This window comes from Parabacteroides sp. APC149_11_2_Y6 (assembly GCF_054506995.1).
Window position 1 is genome coordinate 1,621,414 of record NZ_CP173709.1, and the last position, 19,317, is coordinate 1,640,730.

A 19,317-nucleotide genomic window follows, 5' to 3' on the forward strand; every position below is an offset into this window, starting at 1 on the left:
TTCAAAAAATGATAACTATGAGCATCTGGAAGGAACCTGCTTTTAATGGGGGAGGAAACAGAAACAACGGCTGATGGTTGTTTGTGCAGGAAAAAGACATATATTTGTACTCTTAATCGATTTTGTTAATTCAATATTTAAAACAATGGGAAAACAACAACAATCCCGGCGATTACTGTCGTTGGATGCCCTGAGAGGGTTTGATATGTTCTTTATTATGGGGGGAGCCTCCCTTTTTGTCGCGCTGGCAACATTATTTCCGAATACTTTCTTTCAGGGGATAGCCCATCAAATGCACCATGTGGAGTGGAATGGCTTAACGCATCATGATACGATATTTCCATTGTTTCTTTTCATCGCCGGTATCTCGTTTCCGTTTTCTTTACAAAAGCAGCGGGAACAGGGGAAGAAAGACGTTGAAATTTATAAAAAGATTATACGCCGTGGATTAACACTTGTCCTTTTGGGTTTTATTTATAACGGCTTATTGAATTTTGATTTCGAACATCAACGTTATGCCAGTGTGCTGGGTCGTATTGGTTTGGCATGGATGTTTGGCGCTTTGATTTTTGTGAATACCCGTACCATTACACGAATCTGGATAACAACGGCTATTCTGGTCGGATACTGGTTGCTGCTGGCTTTTGTTCCGGCACCGGATGGCAATGGAGCGGGAGTATTTACAATGGAAGGCTCTTTGGTAGGTTATATCGACCGTTTGTTGCTTCCGGGGCGTTTGCATCTTACGATACATGATCCGGAGGGAATCTTTTCGACAGTGCCGGCTATCGGAACGGCTTTGCTGGGTATGTTTACCGGCGAGTTTATCAAGTTGCAGAAAGATGGGTTGACAGATAAAAAGAAAGCCGGTTATCTGGTAGTTGCCGGGGGCGTTTTATTAGTTGCAGGTTTGCTTTGGGGACTCATTTTCCCGATTAACAAGAATTTATGGACAAGCTCATTCGTTTGTGTCGTAGGGGCCTATTCCGTATGGATGTTTGCTCTGTTTTTCTATATTGTGGATGTGCTTAATTTCCGTAAATGGACATTGTTCTTTACTGTAATCGGAACGAATTCCATTACAATTTATTTGGCGCAGCGATTTATTGATTTTACTTATACTTCGGACGCTTTGTTTGGTGGAATAGCCGGGTTGGTACCGGAAACAGCACAGCCATTAGTCGGTTCGCTGGGCTATATTGCCGTTTGCTGGGGATTTATTTATTTCTTATATCGCCAGAAAATTTTCCTGAAAGTATAGGCTATGGAGCAGGCAACTACTTATAAACGGCTGGAGTCGTTGGATGTATTGCGGGGTTTCGACCTCTTTTGTCTGGTGGCGTTAGAAGGTGTTCTACACCCGTTAGGACATGCCATTGATGCCTCATGGTATAACTCTTTTCTATGGTGGTTTTCCCATGTGCAATGGGAAGGCTTTTCATCCTGGGATTTAGTGATGCCTCTCTTCATGTTCATGGCTGGTGTTTCTATGCCGTTTGCATTATCCCGTTATAAGACAATGCCGGATAAGATGGCTGTATATCGCCGTATCGGGAAACGCGTATTGTTGCTCTGGATATTCGGGATGATGTGCCAGGGTAATTTATTAGGACTTGATCCGGACCGTATTTATTTATATTCCAATACGCTTCAATCCATAGCAATGGGGTATTTGATTGCTGCCTTGTTGTTCCTGCATGTACGTCCGGCAATACAGATAGCCACGGCTGTTGTGTTATTGTTGGTCTACTGGGGAGCTATGCAGTTCATATCTGTGGATGGTTTTGGCGGTGGCAATTATACGCCGGATGGAAATCTTGCCGAATGGATAGACCGTGTTGTGTTAGGACGTTTCCGTGACGGGGCTGTTGTACAGGATGGACAGGTTATATTTCTGGAAAGTTACCGTTATACCTGGATATTGAGTAGCCTGAATTTTGGCGTGACTGTCTTAACCGGTCTTTTTGCCGGACAAATATTGAAGAGTGACAGGGCACAGAAGCGTAAATACCAACTTCTCTTCATCATAGGAACCATTATGGTTGCCGCAGGCTGGTTGTGGGGATTGCAGTTGCCTGTTATTAAGAAGATATGGACAAGTTCTATGGTGCTGGTAAGCAGCGGATATTGCTTTTTGTTGATGGGGCTGTTCTATTATTGGATCGATTATAAGGGACATCGCCGGAATATAACATGGCTGAAGGTTTACGGGATGAATTCTATCGTAGCCTATATGTTGGCTAATGTTGTTAGTTTCAAATGTATAGGTACTTCCTTGTTTCACGGATTGGAACAATATATAGGAAATTATTATCCGGCGTTGATAGCAGTGTCGAATGCATTGATTATTTATGTAATTTTGTGGCTGCTTTATAAACGTAACATATTTCTAAAAGTTTAAGACACGTAAATAAAAAATGGAATCAATCAAACAGATATACCGGATAGGTCACGGACCTTCCAGTAGCCACACTATGGGACCGATGCGTGCCGCTCAGATGTTTCTGGAACGAAACCGCGGTGCAGTACGTTTTAATGTCACCTTATATGGAAGTCTTGCCGCAACGGGAAAAGGCCACATGACGGATGCTGCGATTCTTGAAGTGCTGACCCCTGTAGCAAAAACCGATATCACCTGGGAACCGAAAATATTTCTTCCATTTCATCCGAACGGAATATTATTTGAGTCGTTTGACGAAAGCGGTGAAGTGCTTGATAGCTGGACCGTTTACAGTATAGGTGGAGGTACACTTGCTAATGAAAGTTTCAATGAACTGACAACTGCACGTGTATATGAAATGCAAACCATTAAAGAAATACAGGCTTGGTGTGAAAAGACAGGACATTCTTACTGGGAATATGTAGAGCAGTGCGAAGGTCCGGAAATATGGGACTATCTGGCAGAAGTATGGGAGGTGATGCAACAGGCTGTTCGTAACGGATTGGAAGCAGAAGGTATCCTGCCCGGAGGTCTGGGACTTCGCCGGAAAGCATCGGATTATATGATACGTGCCAAAGGATATGGCAATAGTATTAAAAGCCGGGGGATGGTTTATGCTTATGCATTGGCTGTATCAGAAGAAAATGCAAATGGAGGAAATATCGTAACTGCGCCTACTTGCGGTTCTTGTGGGGTAATGCCGGCTGTGCTTTTCCATTTGAAAGAATCCCGTGATTTTCGTGATTCCCGCATTCTGCGTGCACTGGCCACAGCCGGACTATTTGGAAATGTGGTTCGTACGAATGCTTCCGTATCTGGTGCAGAAGTGGGCTGCCAGGGTGAAGTAGGCGTTGCATGTGCTATGGCTGCCGCTGCTGCCAGTCAGCTATTCGGCGGAACTCCTGCCCAGATTGAATATGCGGCAGAAATGGGATTGGAACATCACTTGGGATTAACTTGCGACCCGGTATGCGGATTGGTACAGATTCCGTGTATCGAACGTAATGCGTTTGCTGCCGCCCGTGCACTGGATGCCAATACGTTCTCGAACTTCTCCGATGGCAAACATCGTGTAAGTTTCGACCAGGTTGTGGAAGTAATGCGCCAGACCGGTAACGACCTGCCCAGCCTTTATAAGGAAACATCCGAAGGAGGATTGGCAAAAATGGAACGATAAAACAGGAATCTCTTTTATAATACACTTTTGTGTATTATCTTTGCTCTCAAATAACATATACTCTAAAACCTTGATTATGACGGAACTTGAATTTGAAGAACGAAAAAAGATCTGTAAGGATCTATTCTTGTATTATTCGAAGAAAATAGACTATGATGAAAATGTAACTTCAATTCAGGATGTCATAAAACAGATTGACGTTATTTTAGATATGTATTTGGAGTTAATAAAATAAATGTATTATGAAAGAGTATTCAATAGATAAATTTTTTGCATCCGAGGAATTGAAAGAAGAATTTCTTCTCTTCCAAAAGATGACGGCAGAACAAAGAGAGGCTTTTGGTAGAGCGAATAAAGCCAAAGTCGCTTCTTTGTCTGAAGATGAAAAGCGGGAGTATTATAAACAAATGGCATATGGATTGCAAGTCTTGAAAGATGAAGCAGAAGAGCTTTCTTTATATGAAAAGATGGGAGCAATAACAAAGTATGTATCTTTGTCACAAATAGCCCAGGATTATTTTGGAAAGTCGAGGCATTGGCTGTACCAGCGCTTGAAGGGATTGATGGTGAATGGCAAAGAGGCTCAGTTTACACCGGAAGAGAGACGAAAACTGGCAGAAGCATTGCTCGATATCAGCAAGAAAATACAAGAAACCGCATTAAAAATAGCTTAATTCTTAATTCATAGTAAATGAAACATTTTATTCTTTGTGCAGCTTTGGCAGGCGGCGTGTTGATGTCCTGCCAATCTAAGAAAGCGTCGGAAGAGGTTGCTACAAGCGGCAACCCGGTATTTGAAGGATGGTATGCCGATCCGGAAGGCATTATCTACGATGACACATATTGGATTTACCCGACGCGGAGTGACTTATATGAAAAGCAGACTTTTTTTGATTGCTTCTCTTCCAAGGATTTGGTAAACTGGACAAAACATGAAGCTATCCTGGATACGGCTGCTGTAAAGTGGGCGAAAATAGCTATGTGGGCGCCTTCTGTTATCAGAAAAGATGGAAAGTACTATCTCTTCTTCGGTGCAAACGATGTACATGAAGGCGAAATAGGTGGTATCGGCGTTGCTGTGAGCGACCGCCCTGAAGGTCCTTATAAAGACTTGCTGGGAAAACCGCTTATCAACGAAATTGTAAATGGCGCACAGCCTATCGACCAGTTTGTCTTCAAAGATGACGATGGCCGTTATTATATGTATTATGGCGGTTGGGGACACTGTAATGTCGTTCTTTTGAACGATGACTTTACCGGTTTGCTTCCTTTTGAAGACGGAACTATTTATAAAGAAGTAACACCTGCCAACTATGTGGAAGGACCGTTCATGCTTAAAAAGAATGGTAAATACTATTTCATGTGGAGTGAAGGCGGCTGGGGTGGTCCCGACTATTCCGTAGCTTATGCTATTTCGGATTCACCTTTCGGTCCGTTCGAACGCATCGCTAAGATTCTTGAGCAGGATCCGGAGGTAGCAACAAGTGCCGGACACCATTCAGTACTTCATGCACCGGGCTCGGAAGATTATTACATAGTATATCATCGCCGTCCGCTGGGTGATAAAGCACGCGACCATCGTGCGACTTGTATCGATAAAATGACGTTTGATGAAAACGGATTTATCAATCCTGTAAAGATGACCTTTGAAGGCGTCCCCGCTCAGACGATAAAGAAATAAGCAGTATTTCCTGCTAAAAGATATTAAAATAGAGGTACATATATTGTATCTCTATTTTTTTTTCTACTTTTGACACATGTGTCAGACATAATAGACAAAATATTTAATAACATATATCAATATGAGTACAGAAGAACTTCAGGACATGGAATGCCGCATTATCGAAGCCGCCAAAACAGTCTTTGTGCGGAAAGGATATGAGGCAACCAAAATGGGGGATATAGCAGCCGAAGTCGGTATTAGCCGTACGGCGATGCACTATTATTTCCGGACAAAGGAAATGTTGTTCGATGCCATATTCGGCCAGTTAATAAGCGTATTATTACCGAATATTGCAATCATTGTGGATGAACCGACTACCTGTCTGGAGAAAATACCTAAAATCGTCAATTTATATGTGTCTATGATGCAGGCAAACCCCTCGTTCCCCATTTTTGTGATAAACGAGTTCAACCGGGACCCGGAGCATTTGTATCGTACAGTGTTGAAAGAACCGTCACGTATCCAGCCGTTGATGAAGTTTAAAAAGCAAATGGAGGAAGAAATGGAGAGAGGATTATTGAAGAAGATGCCTCCTGTTTATGCCGCTTCGACTTTGATTGGTCTGGTTGTTTTCCCTATGTTGGTACGGCATCCGTTAACCACTGTGTTTTTAGATGGAGACGATAAGCGCTTCGATTCATTCATAGAAGAACGGAAATCTTTTATTTCGGATATGATGATTCGTTTACTTACGCCGGATAAATAAGTAAAAACAATTAATAATAAGATGAATATGAAACGTTCGATCTTTACAATCCGGATGCTGGCAGCCTGTACTTTCATGCTCTTTTTTCTCCAACCGGAGAAAGTGAGGGGGCAAGAGGTTATCACTTTATCCGAATGCTATGAATGGGCACATGCCAATTACCCGTTGATACGCCAGCATAAGCTGATAGAACAAACGGAGCAATACAATCTGTCCAATGCAACCAAAGGGTGGCTTCCCCAGTTATCCGTCAGTGCAAAGGCGACCTATCAGAGTGATGTGACGAAATTGCCTTTTGATGCGGAAAAACTTTCCGCCCTTATCCCCGGATTGGAAATACCTACATTGAATAAAGACCAGTACCAGGTAGTAGCCGAAGTAAACCAGACCATCTGGGATGGAGGTACAATCCGCTCTACCCGTCAGTTGACACAAGCGCAGGCAGTAGCCGACCGGGAGCAATTGGAAAGCGATTTATATGCTTTGGATGACCGCATCAACCAGTTGTATTTCGGTTGCCTTTTGCAGGATGAACTATTGCGCCAGAATGGCCTATTACAGAAAGAACTGCAAATAAACATTGACCGGATTGCCGCAATGATAGACAATGGAGTTGCCAACCAGTCGGATTTGGAAAGTATGCAGGTCGAACTGTTGAATGCCCGTCAGAAAGAAATCGAACTGAAAGCCGGTCGTAAGGCCTACGGTCAGATGCTGGCAGTCCTGATAGGCAAACCCTATACCGGGCAACAGACATTGCAAATACCGGCATTGCCGGGAACTTCGTTGTCCGGTACAATCAACCGTCCGGAACTGCGTGTTTTGGATGCCAGGAGCAATATGCTTGACATACAGAATAAGCAGGTGACTGCCGGACTTATGCCCCGTATCGGTGCATTTATACAGGGCGGTTACGGGCGTCCGGGACTGAATATGCTGGAGAATAGCTTCGAGCCTTTCTATATAGCCGGTGTCCGTCTCTCCTGGAATATGGGGAAACTCTATACTTTGAAGAATGACCGGAGGAAGATTGAAACCAACCGTCAGGCGGTGGAAGTACAACGGGAAACGTTTCTGTTTAATACTCGCCTCCAATTATTACAGCAGAATACGGAAATACGCAAGATAACCGATTTGATGAAAAAGGATGAAGAGATTATCCGGCTTCGTACCAGTATTAAGAATGCGGCGGAAGCTAAACTTGCCAATGGAGTTATTTCCGTTACCGACTTGATACGTGAAATCAATTCCGAGGATATGGCAAAACAGACGGCGGCTGCCCACCGTATCCAGCAATTGCAAGCCATCTATAATTATATGTATACAACAAACGAAAAAGAGTAAATAAGGGTTGCTTTCAAAACATAGGTGTTTTGCGTTTAAAACATATATGCTTTGAAATCAAAACACCTATGTTTTGAAAACGGAATAAAAGAACTTAAATAATAGCTTATGAAACGATTCATTTTACATACAATCAGTTTATCTGTCCTTTTCCTGTTTTCCTGTAGCGGGAACAAGAATGATTTCGATGCCACCGGCGCATTCGAGTCGACCGAAGTATTAGTCTCTTCCGAAGCAAATGGTAAAATCATGGAATTAAACCTTACCGAAGGCGACCGGTTGAAAGCCGGGGATGCAATCGGGTTTGTGGACAGTACGCAACTCTATTTGCGGAAAATGCAATTGGCTGCCGGTTTACGTTCTGTCGATGTCCGCAAACCGGATATCCGTAAGCAGATAGCGGCCCTTGAACAACAAATAGCCGTGGCACGCAGTGAGCAGCAACGTATGGAGAACCTTGTGAAAGCGAAAGCCGGCAATCAAAAGCAGGTGGACGATATCGTCAATAACATCAAGGTACTTCAAAAACAATTGGATGCCCAGTATTCTACCTTAAATAAAACAACGGGAGGAGCAGATGCCGAAGCGGAAGGTATCCAATACCAGATTATGCAATTGGACGACCAACTGCAAAAGAGCCGTATCGTAAATCCTGTAACCGGAACCGTGCTGGTTAAATATGCCGAGGCGGGAGAAGTAACGGCCGCCGGTAAGCCCTTATATAAGATAGCCGACGTAGACCTGCTGTATCTTCGTGCTTATGTAACAGCCGACCAGTTGTCCCGATTGAAACTGAACCAGCAAGTACGTGTATTTGCCGATTACGGAGAAAAGGAACGCCGGGAATATCCGGGAACGATTACCTGGATTTCCGATAAATCCGAGTTTACCCCCAAAGGAATCCAGACAAAGGATGAAAGAGCCAATCTGGTATATGCCATCAAGATAGCCGTAAGGAATGACGGGTATCTGAAAATCGGTCAATACGGTGAAACTGTTTTCCAATGAATAATGTAGTCATTCAACATATCAGTAAGAGTTATGGTAATATCCCGGCTTTGCAGGATATTACCCTGGATATCCAACCGGGTGAACTGTTCGGGCTAATCGGACCGGATGGGGCGGGGAAGACCTCCCTGTTCCGTATCCTGACCACCCTCTTGCTTGCCGATAGCGGAACTGCTTCGGTCTGTGGCTTGGATGTGGTCCGTGGCTATAAAGAAATTCGTAAGCGCGTAGGTTATATGCCGGGACGTTTCTCCCTGTATCAGGACTTGACGGTAGAAGAAAACCTGAACTTCTTTGCAACCGTATTCAATACGACAGTGGAGGAAAATTATGATTTGGTGCGGGATATCTATGTCCAGATCGAACCGTTCAAGAAGAGGAAAGCCGGCAAACTGTCCGGAGGTATGAAGCAGAAATTAGCTTTGAGCTGTGCCTTGATACATCGTCCGGAAGTGCTTTTCCTGGACGAACCGACTACTGGTGTCGACCCGGTATCCCGTGTAGAGTTTTGGGATATGCTGGACCGCTTAAAGAAAGAAGGTATCACCATACTGGTTTCTACCCCTTATATGGACGAGGCTTCACGTTGCGACCGGATCGCCCTGATGCGTTCGGGGCAATGCCTGTCGGTAGATACGCCCGATGGTATACGCTCTACCTTTGTCCGGCCTTTATATGCCGTCCGGGCATCTTCGATGTATAAATTGCTTATCGATTTGAGGACTTATCCGGATACATATTCCTGTTATGCGTTCGGTGACTCGCATCATTTGACCTTGAAGGATGCCGGAAGTAATATTTCCGGTTTACGGCAATTCATTACGGAGAAAGGATATACCGGTTTGGAAATAGAACGGATAGAGCCGTCGGTGGAAGATTGTTTTATGGCTTTGTAATGTAAAGAAGTATCGTTATGAATGTAATAGAAGTAACAAACCTGACAAAGCGTTTCGGAACCTTTACGGCTGTAGACCATATTAGTTTTGATGTGGGAGAGGGCGAGATATTCGGCTTTCTCGGAGCCAATGGTGCCGGGAAGACCACTGCCATGCGTATGCTTTGCGGCTTATCCGTCCCTACATCGGGGCAAGCGCAGGTTGCCGGGTTCGACGTATATAAGGAAGCCGAACAAATCAAGCGGAACATCGGATATATGAGCCAGAAGTTTTCCCTGTACGGGGATTTGAAAGTCTGGGAGAATATCCGCCTGTACGGAGGTATTTACGGGTTATCCGAGAAAAAACTAAAGGAGAAAACAGACGAATTGCTCCATGTACTGGGATTGGAAAGCGAACGGAATACCCTGGTCGACGCCCTTCCCCTTGGCTGGAAACAGAAACTTTCTTTCTCTGTTGCCGTAATCCATGAACCCCGTGTGGTCTTCTTGGACGAACCGACCGGTGGAGTAGACCCGGTTACCCGCCGCCAGTTCTGGGAACTGATATACCAGGCGGCGGAACGGGGTATTACCGTCTTCGTTACGACCCACTATATGGATGAAGCCGAGTATTGCAACCGTGTATCCATCATGGTAGATGGTAAGATAGAAGCGTTGGACAGTCCGGTGGCTCTGAAAACCACCTTTAAGGCTCATAATATGAATGAAGTATTTCACGCATTGGCACGTAAAGCAACGAGAGGAGAATAGAAACATGAAACAATTCCTGTCTTTTGTCCGGAAAGAATTCCTGCATATCTTTCGTGATGTGCGGACCATGATGATTTTATTGGGTATTCCCATTATCCTGATTATCCTGTTTGGTTATGCCATCACGACGGAAATCAGAAGCGTGTCTGTTGCCGTATTGGATCAAAGCCGAGATGAAATAACCTCGAAGCTGATCGACCGTATCGATGCCAGTGAATACTTTGACCTGTATAAGGTAATAGATAGCGATAAGGAAGCCCGGCAACTTTTCCGCCAGGGTAAAGTGAAGCTGGTGGTCGTATTCCCGGCTGATTATTCTTCTTCGTCCGATGCTGCTGTCCAACTGTTGGCTGATGCGACAGACCCGAATGAAGCGACTCAGCTAACAGCCTATGCAACGGCAATCATCAGCCAATGGAAGAGCGAGAGCCAGATGGCAGGCAAAGCGTCTGCCGTTTATCCGACCGGCATTTCCCCGGTGGTGCATTTACTCTATAATCCCCTGATGAAGGGAGCCTACAATTTTGTTCCCGGTGTCATGGGGCTGATTCTGATACTGATCTGTGCTATGATGACATCCGTAGGCATTGTGAAAGAAAAGGAAATGGGCACGATGGAGGTCCTGTTGGTTTCTCCAATGAAGCCTATTTATATAATCCTGGCAAAAGCAACCCCATACCTGTTGTTAAGTATGGTAAACATAGCCACCATCCTTGCGCTGTCTTACTTTCTGTTGGGAGTTCCGATAGCAGGTAGCCTTACGTTGCTTGTTTTCGTTTCGGTGTTGTATGCCTTGGTTTCACTTTGCCTCGGACTGTTGATTTCTACGGTTGCCGATACGCAGAAGGCAGCCATGCTGATTAGTGCCATGGTGCTGATGCTTCCGGTGATATTATTGAGCGGTATGGTGTTCCCGATAGAGAATATGCCGGCTATCCTGCAATGGCTCTCTCATATCGTACCGGCTAAATGGTATATTATAGCTGTAAAAGATGTAATGATTAAGGGACTGGGAACCGCAGCCGTGATGAAAGAAATCTGCATATTAGGCGTAATGGTGGTCGCATTGGTTGCCTTGAGTGTGAAACGTTTCAAAATCCGTTTATAATAACAGGCTTATGAGAACATTACGATATTTGCTCGAAAAAGAGTTCAAACAAATCAAGCGGGACCGTTTCCTTCCCCGCATCATCTTTCTTGTGCCGTTGATGCAGTTGATTATTCTGCCTTTTGCCGCCAATTTTGAAATGAAGAATATCAACCTGAGCATTGTGGACAACGACCATTCCGTTGTCTCCCAGCAGTTGGTGGATAAGGTACTTTCATCCGGTTATTTTCGCCTTTCGGATGTATCGGCACAGTATAACGAGGCATTGGCTACCATAGAGGATAATACATCCGATATTATTCTGGAAATCCCGGTCGGTTTTGAAAAGCAACTGGGGAGGGAAGGGCAGGCCGAAGTCTTGATAGCGACCAATGCCGTGAACGGAACCAAGGGAGGTATCGGTAGTTCTTATCTCTCTTCCATCATTCAGGATTTTAATGGTGAAAAGGGTTTCGGACCGGATAGGGAACAAATCGGAATCCTCTCCAGTAACCTGTTTAATCCGCATTTGAATTATAAGAATTATATGGTTCCCGCTATCCTTGCTTTCCTGATGACGATTATCGGCGGGTTCCTTTCCGCCCTGAATGTGGTAAGCGAGAAGGAGAAAGGAACGATAGAGCAGATTAATGTGACACCTGTGCCGAAGTCCGTTTTCCTTTTATCGAAGCTGATACCGTTCTGGGTAATCGGATTGGTATTGTTAACGGTTGGTATCTGTATCGCATGGCTGGTTTACGGGTTGTTGCCTGTCGGTAATGCGGGAATTATTTATTTGTTTGCAGCAGTTTATCTTATCGCATTTACCGGATTCGGACTGGCTATCTCGTCGGTTTCGTCAACGCAGCAGCAGGCAATGTTTACAGCTTTCTTTTTCTTTATCATATTTATATTGTTGTCGGGTTTGTTTACCCCGATCAGCAGTATGCCGGAATGGGCGCAGAAGTTGACTTTGTTTAATCCGTTGCGTTATTTCGTCGAAGTGATGCGTATGGTGTATATGAAAGGGAGTGTCCTGGCAGACCTTTCCGTGCATTTTATAATAATAAGCCTTTTTGCCGTCTTTTTTAATGTGCTGGCGGTGGTCAGTTACCGGAAAAAAGGATAAGCATATTGAGTTGTACGATCTGAAAGTCCGGGTTGTACGATTCGGAAGTCTGAGTTGCTCAACTTACAAGCCTGAGTTGTACGACTCAGAAGCCTGAGTTGCTCAACTTGCAAGTCTGAGTCGTACGACTCAGAAGTGTGAATTGCTTGACTCGGAAATCCGAGTCGAGGGTATGCCTTTTTATTTGTAGATGCGGTCTGTTTTTCTCTAAATACGTTGTAAACCGCAAATTACCAAGCCTTCTTCTTGCGTATATCCGTAAAGCCATTAATTTTGTGTGTGTTTTTATTATACAAGCTTTACAAATCGATATAAAACCGTAGATACGGGTAACTATAATAGAAGATACCATGACAAGGGAAAAGATGATGGAACTCTGGAAAAAAGAGTTCGAGAATAGTTATTATCAGTGGAATCTGACTCCACAAGTGTATGAATATTTAGATGAAAAGACAGATCATCTGGTAGGTCCCGGAACTGTAGGCAGCAAATATTATGCCTATTATGAGGATTGGCTCGTAAGGGAACTGGATGGCGAGAATGCCGAACTGGCACGACGCATGTTGATAGTTATTTCCAAGATACGTACGAACGGTCTGATCAGCTCCTTCTATAATGCGGGAGAGGTGAAGGTTTGTTTGCGCATCGGCTACGACTTCGAGTCGATATTGAAGCAGGGAATCATACGCCACGGTTCCAATATCAAGCCTTCCGTGCTTTATCAGGTTGCCGAGTTGATGGCAGAATACTGTCCTAACGAGTCTGTGGAGTTTGCCGACCAACTGCTGACGGATAAATTCGCAGCATGGAAAAAGCAAAATGCAGATTTCGGCTTGGCCCTTTATATCGCAGTCGTGATGCTGAAAAAAGACGCTGCCGGGTATAGCCGTTATCTGCCGGCATTGGTTTCGGCGGTAGAGAAAGGCGGGGATTATGTTTTGTACATGCTGTATAAAGGATATGCCCTCTCACCGGAACTCAAAGATATTTTATTGCAACGCATACAGGCGAAAGCCTCGACCGTGCGCAGCTTGAATTTCATGATGGAGAAATCCGAGGTCCCGGCTTTGCTAAAAGATATAGGCGCTCCTATGTGGCCTTATTATTACCTGGTAGCAACGGATGTTTATTCAAGTATCGACCGGGCTTCCGCTCTTCTCAAATTATATAATGAAGATAAGCAGACGTATCTGGATACCTGTTCCCATCTGTTTGAAGACCGTGGTTCGTGGGATGCTGCCTACGGATTATTTATGCTGGCAGTCCTGATGAAACATGGCGAAGGGGAATCGATGCGGCTTGCCGCCGATAAAGTGATTCTCTGTACCATGCTGCGTCTGCTCAATGAATACAACAATAACGGCAATCAGAACCGCTTCACGGAAGTGGAAATTATGGATGAGCATACCACAGCGGACGAATGGAGAACTAAACTGTCGGTTATCAGTTCTATCAGTTGGGGACGTTCAAGAATCGCAATCGGGGCATTCGGTTTATTGTATGAATATATCCCTCTGGCAAAACGTTTTATAGATATCCTGTTGCTACAGCCTAAGAAAGCAATCAACATGAATAACGTCTCCTGTGTAATCGCCCAGCTTGTGAGTGCCCGGAAAGACTGGTTGCATGTACCGGCACGCGAAAGCATACAAATGCTGTTGAATGCCAATAACGAGTTTACAATGAAACAGGTATTTAAAGCCTACAGCTATTTTTCTTCGGCATTGGACGGAGCCTTGTCGCGCGAGGATGTAATGGAACACGAACCAATGGCGTTGGATTTGCTTACAAGCGGCGAACTGAGCATCGAGGAAACGATCGAATGGCTGAAATTCATTTATGCAACTTGTGAAATAAAAGAGTACCAGCCTTTGATTAGCCTGCTCTCCAATAAATCCAAGATGCTCCGTAAAGAAGCAGAAGCCTTGATTGCCGATAATGAAGAATCTGTGCGTCCTACCCTGGAAAAACAATTCCCCAAACTCAAAGGCGATGCTTTGGCAGCCGCTAAACGTTTGCTGAAACGTTGGGACAACGAGCGTAAGTTCGGAGCAGGCTTTACCTTTACCAATGAAACGGTTATCGAATATTGTACGGACAATAATGATAAGGACAATGCGAAATATATCTCCTGGATACCGGAGAATATGATGACCGATGTCCGCTTTGCCGACCTTTCCGGTAAAGTTCCGGCCGTAGTCATTCAATATATCCTGTCCGAATATATGAGTCTGGAAGAACCTTATAAGATAAAAGCATGCGATATGGTAGTCGCCCAGCTTCATCCGCAGGATTTCCAGGCGGCACTCGAAAATATCTATCAGTTCTGGAAAGATAACGGAGCCGAAGCAAAGAAGAAGATGGTCATGGTTCCCTATTGCATCTATGCTTCCGATACCCAGATTCTGGCATTGAAGAACCAGTTGCGCGACTGGGCGGATGCTGCCCGTGGAGCTATTGCCGCGTTTGTTGTGAATGCCATAGCCATGAACGGTGGCAGTGTCGCTTTGATGATGATAGACGGAATGTCTGTCAAATTCCCGAGCAACCAGGTGAAGAATGCGGCAAAGGCAGCCTTCTCATTCGCCGCCAAAGCACTGGAAATACCGGAAGACGAACTTTCGGACAAGATTGTCCCCACTTTGGGATTCAACAAGGAAGGGGAGAAGGAACTGGATTATGGTCCGCGCACCTTTAAAATAACCCTGATGCCGGACTTCTCGCTTTCTATCTTCGACAACGACAAGCAAAAGACAATCAAATCCATGCCTGCTCCCGGCGCAAACGACGATACGGTAAAAGCAACAGCAGCGAAAAAAGAGTTCTCCGAGCTGAAAAAGCAGATGAAGGCAACCGTGCAAACCCAGACAAACCGTTTGGAAAAGGTATTAATGAACGGTCGCCGCTGGACCGTAGATGCCTGGAACACGCTGTTTGTGGAAAATCCTATCATGCACCGCTTTGCCACTGGTTTGGTTTGGGGAGTATACGATGGAGACACATTGGTGGAAGCCTTCCGTTATATGGATGACGGAACATTCAATACCGTGGATGAGGATGAATACGAATTGCCGGAAAAAGCAAGCATCACACTGGTACATCCGATAGATTTGTCCGCCGAGACATTGGCCCGGTGGAAAGAACAGTTGGACGATTATGAAGTCGTACAACCCTTACCTCAATTGACAGCACCGGTTGTTACATTGGATAGCAGCGACCGCAATGGAAAGAGAATCATACGGTATAACGGTATTGTCGCCTTGTCGGGCAAGATTGCAGGAATGGCGAAGAAGTACAATATGGTACGTGGCGAAGTATTGGATGCCGGAAGTTATACCTGTTTCCATTGGGTGGATAAGTGCCTGAATGTAGCTGCCCAGTTGAACTTCGAATATATGTATATGGGACAGGAATACAACGATACGGTAACCTTGGGAGAAGTCCTGTTCTATCGCCTGGGTGAAGACCAGTTGACTGATGACGAACCGAAAGACAATGTATTGCTGGATGTTTCAGACGTTCCGTCCCGTTTCGTAAGCAGTGTGCTGGGTGTATTCGACCAATTAAAAAGTGAATAAGCAAACATGAACGATAAAGTACAGAAACCTTTGATGGAGATGCGGTATGCCGACGAGCTTGCCGCACTCCGCAAACAAGATGCCGGAGCCTCCCGACCTGCCAACTGGCAGTTATCCCCGCGTGCCGTCCGCGCTTTTATCTTAGGACAGAAAGAACCGATAGAACTGGATGGCAAACAGGTACGTATTACTCCTAAATTCTTTGGCGATGACGCCTTGGTGGAGCGTTCTATCATTACGCTGGCAGGAAACCGCGGTTTGATGCTGGTAGGCGAACCGGGAACAGCAAAGACAATGCTTAGCGAATTACTCTCGGCAGCCATTTGCGGTATCAGTACGAATACCGTACAGGGTACGGCGGGAACCAGCGAAGATAATATCAAATACTCCTGGAATTATGCGCTGTTGCTGGCGAAAGGTCCCGTAAAGGAAGCACTCGTCCCGTCTCCTGTCTATATAGGAATGAAAAAGGGTATTATCACCCGCTTTGAGGAAATCACCCGTTGTCCTCTGGAAATACAGGATAGCCTGATTAGTATTATGAGCGACCGCGTCCTGAATATCCCGGAACTGGGAGAGGAAGGCTTGCTGTTTGCATCGAGCGGCTTTAACGTAATCGCAACAGCCAATACCCGCGACAAGGGTATCAACGAAATGAGTAGTGCCTTGAAGCGCCGTTTCAATTTCGAAACCGTCGAACCGGTGCGGAGCGTAAGCCTGGAAAGCAAGATTATCACCGACCAGTGCAGCAATATGCTTGCCGCAAACGGGCTCGATATGCCGGTTCAGGAAGAGGTCGTGGATATCCTGGCTTCCACATTCAATGAATTGCGTAGCGGTACCTCATTCGAGAAAGCCAAGATACAGAAACTCTCCGGAGTGATGAGTACGGCGGAAGCTGTCTCGGTGTACTACCAGTCGGCCCTCGACGCTTATTATTATGGCGACGGAACCGTAAGTATGCGTTCGCTGGTGCAAAACCTGATGGGAGCCGTAATGAAGGAGAATAAAGACGACTTGCCTAAATTGAAAGACTATTTTAACGGAGTGGTGAAGCTGAAAGCCGAACGAAACGGAGGAAGATGGAAGGAATACTACGAGAACCGGACTTATCTGAAATAGAGAAGCTGTTCGAGCAAAGTTACAAGGCGGACAGTCCGGTGGTGTACTTTCCCGTGCGTCACCATTCGCCTGCCTGTGCTCTCCATCTGCGGCGTACGATTGAAGCCTATATGCCGGACTTGGTACTGATAGAAGGACCATCCGACTCGGAACAATTGCTCCCTTATATCGCCGACAGCAGTTCCGTTCCCCCGTTTTGCATCTATTACAGTTATGACGACAAAGAGGGAAAGGTAGACGAAGAGCGGGAAAAGTACCGTGCCTATTATCCCTTTCTTACTTATTCGCCCGAACTGGTGGCAATCCGGGAGGCTGCGGCGCGTAAGGTCCCCGTCCGTTTTATCGATATGCCCTATGCCCTTCGTCTGATTAATAAGGTGAAGGGTGAGGAAGCGGAAACCCAGTATTATTATAACGAAGACAAGGAGTATGAAGTGAACCTTTATACATCCCGTATTGCGGCGCGTGCCGGATGCCGTACCTTTTCCGAGTTCTGGGAATCCCATTATGAATTGCAGGCGGAACAGTCCGATACCCGTTCCTTTGTGCGGAATGTCTTTTATTTGGGTTGTTTCATGCGTCTGGCTACTCCGCCAACGGAACAGTCGTTCCGGGAAGACCGCCAGCGCGAAATCTATATGGCAACGGAAATACGAAACGCTCTGCCGCACTATAAACGCATTCTGGTAGTAACGGGCGCTTTCCATGTCTGCGGGCTTATGGAGTCGGTTGCTTCCGGGGAAAAACAGTCGTTGGTTTCCTGCAATAAGGAACTGGTGGCTTCTTACCTGATGCCTTATACGTTCCGTGAAGCCGACAGTAAGAGCGGTTATGCCGCCGGAATGCCATTCCCTGCCTTTTATCAGGCAATCTGGGAGAAGATGGAGAAGGGGGAGAAAGACGTTTACAATTCGGTGGTACTGGATTATATCATCAAGACGGCGCGTTTTGCCCGCAAGACACAGAGTATCTCTTTGCCCGATGAAATCAACGCCCTGAATATGGCACGTTCGTTGGCATGCCTGCGGGGAAAGAAAACGGTCGGTGTATATGAATTGCTGGACGGCATCCGGAGTTGTTTTGTAAAAGGAGATGTGAACGCAACAGCCACTTTTGAAGTGGACTTCCTGCACCGTCTGCTTTCCGGTATGGGAGCGGGAAAGATTATAGCAGGCGATTGTATTCCTCCCGTAGTACGCGAGTTCCGTGCCTTATGTGCGCAGCACCGCCTGAAAACATCTACTGTGGAGCGTCAGGAAGTCACGCTCGATATTATAAAGAATCCGGCGCATTACAGGAAAAGCCGTTTTCTCCATCAACTGCTGTTTCTTGAAACGGAGTTTTGTATCCTGCAATCCGGTCCCGATTATGTGAACCGGAAAGATAAGAACCTGGTACGTGAAATCTGGGTATGCCGTTACAGCACGCAGGTGGAAACCCGCCTGATAGACCTTTCCGTCTATGGGGCGACCCTGTCGCAAGTCTGTGCTTCCCTGATAGAACGGAACTTCAAGGACAGCATGACCGCTGAGGAATTGGGTAAACTTCTGATTTCCGTTCAGGTGATGGGTGTGGAAGGTTTCTATTTACAGTATGAAGACAAGCTCCGGCAAGTGATTCTGAACGAGAAAAACTTCGTAAGCCTCTGCCAGTTGATAAGCAGTATCCGTTATCTGGCGCATATGCAGCGGTTGATGGATGGCGATGTGGTACCCGCCTTGCCGGGATTGGCGCGCCTTGCTTTTAAAGAGGCCCTCGAACTGATACCGCTGGTATGCCAGGTAAACGAAGACGAAGAGCAGGGAGTATGCGAGCAGATGCGCAACCTGTATAACCTGACACTGGAAACAGACCTCTGGTTCGACAATGCCGCATTTTCTACCGAGGTGGATAAAGCCTTGCAGGATGGTTTCTGCAACAGCCGCTTCTACGGTCTTTGCCTTGCCATCCGGTATAAGGAAGGCGAGGTGGAACAGGCTGTTTTCTGCGACCGGATATCCACCTATCTTGAAAGCAGTATCGGACAACCGGAACAAGCCGCATCCTTTGTCTGCGGTGTTTTCCTTGTAGCGCGTGATGTCCTTTTTATGGATACTCGGATACTGGGAGCCATCGAACAGGTCGTTATCGGAGCCGGCAACGAGCAGTTCCTTACCATCCTGCCGAACCTGCGTTACGCCTTTACCAACTTCCTCCCGATGGAATTAGACCGGTTAGGCAAAGTGATAGCCGAGCAACATCATGTGTCGGAATCCTCCCTTTCGGGAAGCCTTGTCGCTTCTGCGGGGGAAATACAACAGGGTATGCGTCTCGACGCGCTTGCTGCCGATGCGCTTAACGAATGGAACTTATAAG

The 19,317-nt window shown here is 45.8% G+C and carries 15 protein-coding genes; all 15 read left to right on the forward strand.

Annotated elements, in window-relative coordinates; genetic code table 11:
* Positions 1-145 precede the first annotated feature (145 nt).
* The 15 genes from ACGE0T_RS06480 to ACGE0T_RS06550 all read left to right on the forward strand — a co-directional run bounded on the left by ACGE0T_RS06480 (position 146) and on the right by ACGE0T_RS06550 (position 19,316).
* Positions 146-1,261 (forward strand): acyltransferase family protein, encoded by a 1,116-nt coding sequence (locus ACGE0T_RS06480; protein WP_459189717.1) that lies wholly within the window; start codon positions 146-148, stop codon positions 1,259-1,261.
* Between the two features lie 3 nt (positions 1,262-1,264).
* Complete coding sequence (locus ACGE0T_RS06485) at positions 1,265-2,401, forward strand: acyltransferase family protein (RefSeq protein WP_459189718.1); 1,137 nt, start codon at positions 1,265-1,267, stop codon at positions 2,399-2,401.
* Positions 2,402-2,417: 16 nt separating this feature from the next.
* Positions 2,418-3,617, forward strand: coding sequence for an L-serine ammonia-lyase (locus tag ACGE0T_RS06490; protein ID WP_459189719.1), 1,200 nt, complete (start codon positions 2,418-2,420; stop codon positions 3,615-3,617).
* 242 nt (positions 3,618-3,859) lie between these two features.
* Positions 3,860-4,291 carry a DUF5053 domain-containing protein gene (locus ACGE0T_RS06495; protein ID WP_459189720.1) on the forward strand — a complete coding sequence of 144 codons (432 nt, stop codon included), beginning with the start codon at positions 3,860-3,862 and terminating at the stop codon, positions 4,289-4,291.
* Positions 4,292-4,308: 17 nt separating this feature from the next.
* The gene (locus ACGE0T_RS06500) at positions 4,309-5,298 is read left to right on the forward strand and encodes a glycoside hydrolase family 43 protein (protein ID WP_459189721.1); all 990 of its coding nucleotides are present in this window, start codon (positions 4,309-4,311) and stop codon (positions 5,296-5,298) included.
* A 121-nt stretch (positions 5,299-5,419) separates the two neighbouring features.
* Positions 5,420-6,046 (forward strand): TetR/AcrR family transcriptional regulator, encoded by a 627-nt coding sequence (locus tag ACGE0T_RS06505; protein ID WP_459189722.1) that lies wholly within the window; start codon positions 5,420-5,422, stop codon positions 6,044-6,046.
* 54 nt (positions 6,047-6,100) lie between these two features.
* Positions 6,101-7,390, forward strand: coding sequence for a TolC family protein (locus ACGE0T_RS06510; protein ID WP_459190428.1), 1,290 nt, complete (start codon positions 6,101-6,103; stop codon positions 7,388-7,390).
* Between the two features lie 108 nt (positions 7,391-7,498).
* A complete protein-coding gene (locus ACGE0T_RS06515; protein WP_459189723.1) occupies positions 7,499-8,398 on the forward strand; it encodes an HlyD family secretion protein in 900 nt (299 codons plus the stop codon).
* Entirely contained in the window at positions 8,395-9,294 is a 900-nt protein-coding gene (locus ACGE0T_RS06520; RefSeq protein WP_459189724.1) for an ABC transporter ATP-binding protein, read from the forward strand. The genes ACGE0T_RS06515 and ACGE0T_RS06520 overlap by 4 nt, the downstream gene beginning before the upstream one ends.
* Positions 9,295-9,311: 17 nt before the next feature.
* Positions 9,312-10,046 carry an ABC transporter ATP-binding protein gene (locus ACGE0T_RS06525; protein ID WP_459189725.1) on the forward strand — a complete coding sequence of 245 codons (735 nt, stop codon included), beginning with the start codon at positions 9,312-9,314 and terminating at the stop codon, positions 10,044-10,046.
* A gap of 4 nt (positions 10,047-10,050) precedes the next feature.
* Entirely contained in the window at positions 10,051-11,154 is a 1,104-nt protein-coding gene (locus tag ACGE0T_RS06530) for an ABC transporter permease (RefSeq protein ID WP_459189726.1), read from the forward strand.
* A 10-nt stretch (positions 11,155-11,164) separates the two neighbouring features.
* Positions 11,165-12,262 (forward strand): ABC transporter permease, encoded by a 1,098-nt coding sequence (locus ACGE0T_RS06535; RefSeq protein ID WP_459189727.1) that lies wholly within the window; start codon positions 11,165-11,167, stop codon positions 12,260-12,262.
* A 350-nt stretch (positions 12,263-12,612) separates the two neighbouring features.
* A complete protein-coding gene (locus ACGE0T_RS06540; RefSeq protein WP_459189728.1) occupies positions 12,613-15,840 on the forward strand; it encodes a DUF4132 domain-containing protein in 3,228 nt (1,075 codons plus the stop codon).
* Between the two features lie 6 nt (positions 15,841-15,846).
* Positions 15,847-16,962: an ATP-binding protein gene (locus ACGE0T_RS06545; RefSeq protein WP_459189729.1), complete on the forward strand. Its 1,116-nt coding sequence runs from the start codon at positions 15,847-15,849 to the stop codon at positions 16,960-16,962.
* On the forward strand, positions 16,923-19,316 hold the full coding sequence (locus tag ACGE0T_RS06550; protein WP_459189730.1) for a DUF5682 family protein: 2,394 nt from the start codon (positions 16,923-16,925) through the stop codon (positions 19,314-19,316). Before ACGE0T_RS06545 ends, ACGE0T_RS06550 begins: the two co-directional genes overlap by 40 nt.
* Position 19,317 lies beyond the last annotated feature (1 nt).

What these genes read in the sequence shown, in the direction of transcription:
- ACGE0T_RS06510 (WP_459190428.1), top strand. Translation starts at nt 6,101, where the DNA reads ATGCTGGCAGCCTGTACTTTCATGCTCTTTTTTCTCCAACCGGAGAAA.
- ACGE0T_RS06490 (WP_459189719.1), top strand. Translation starts at nt 2,418, where the DNA reads ATGGAATCAATCAAACAGATATACCGGATAGGTCACGGACCTTCCAGT.
- ACGE0T_RS06505 (WP_459189722.1), top strand. Translation starts at nt 5,420, where the DNA reads ATGAGTACAGAAGAACTTCAGGACATGGAATGCCGCATTATCGAAGCC.
- ACGE0T_RS06535 (WP_459189727.1), top strand. Translation starts at nt 11,165, where the DNA reads ATGAGAACATTACGATATTTGCTCGAAAAAGAGTTCAAACAAATCAAG.
- ACGE0T_RS06550 (WP_459189730.1), top strand. Translation starts at nt 16,923, where the DNA reads ATGGAAGGAATACTACGAGAACCGGACTTATCTGAAATAGAGAAGCTG.
- ACGE0T_RS06480 (WP_459189717.1), top strand. Translation starts at nt 146, where the DNA reads ATGGGAAAACAACAACAATCCCGGCGATTACTGTCGTTGGATGCCCTG.
- ACGE0T_RS06530 (WP_459189726.1), top strand. Translation starts at nt 10,051, where the DNA reads ATGAAACAATTCCTGTCTTTTGTCCGGAAAGAATTCCTGCATATCTTT.
- ACGE0T_RS06520 (WP_459189724.1), top strand. Translation starts at nt 8,395, where the DNA reads ATGAATAATGTAGTCATTCAACATATCAGTAAGAGTTATGGTAATATC.
- ACGE0T_RS06545 (WP_459189729.1), top strand. Translation starts at nt 15,847, where the DNA reads ATGAACGATAAAGTACAGAAACCTTTGATGGAGATGCGGTATGCCGAC.
- ACGE0T_RS06485 (WP_459189718.1), top strand. Translation starts at nt 1,265, where the DNA reads ATGGAGCAGGCAACTACTTATAAACGGCTGGAGTCGTTGGATGTATTG.
- ACGE0T_RS06495 (WP_459189720.1), top strand. Translation starts at nt 3,860, where the DNA reads ATGAAAGAGTATTCAATAGATAAATTTTTTGCATCCGAGGAATTGAAA.
- ACGE0T_RS06540 (WP_459189728.1), top strand. Translation starts at nt 12,613, where the DNA reads ATGACAAGGGAAAAGATGATGGAACTCTGGAAAAAAGAGTTCGAGAAT.
- ACGE0T_RS06500 (WP_459189721.1), top strand. Translation starts at nt 4,309, where the DNA reads ATGAAACATTTTATTCTTTGTGCAGCTTTGGCAGGCGGCGTGTTGATG.
- ACGE0T_RS06515 (WP_459189723.1), top strand. Translation starts at nt 7,499, where the DNA reads ATGAAACGATTCATTTTACATACAATCAGTTTATCTGTCCTTTTCCTG.
- ACGE0T_RS06525 (WP_459189725.1), top strand. Translation starts at nt 9,312, where the DNA reads ATGAATGTAATAGAAGTAACAAACCTGACAAAGCGTTTCGGAACCTTT.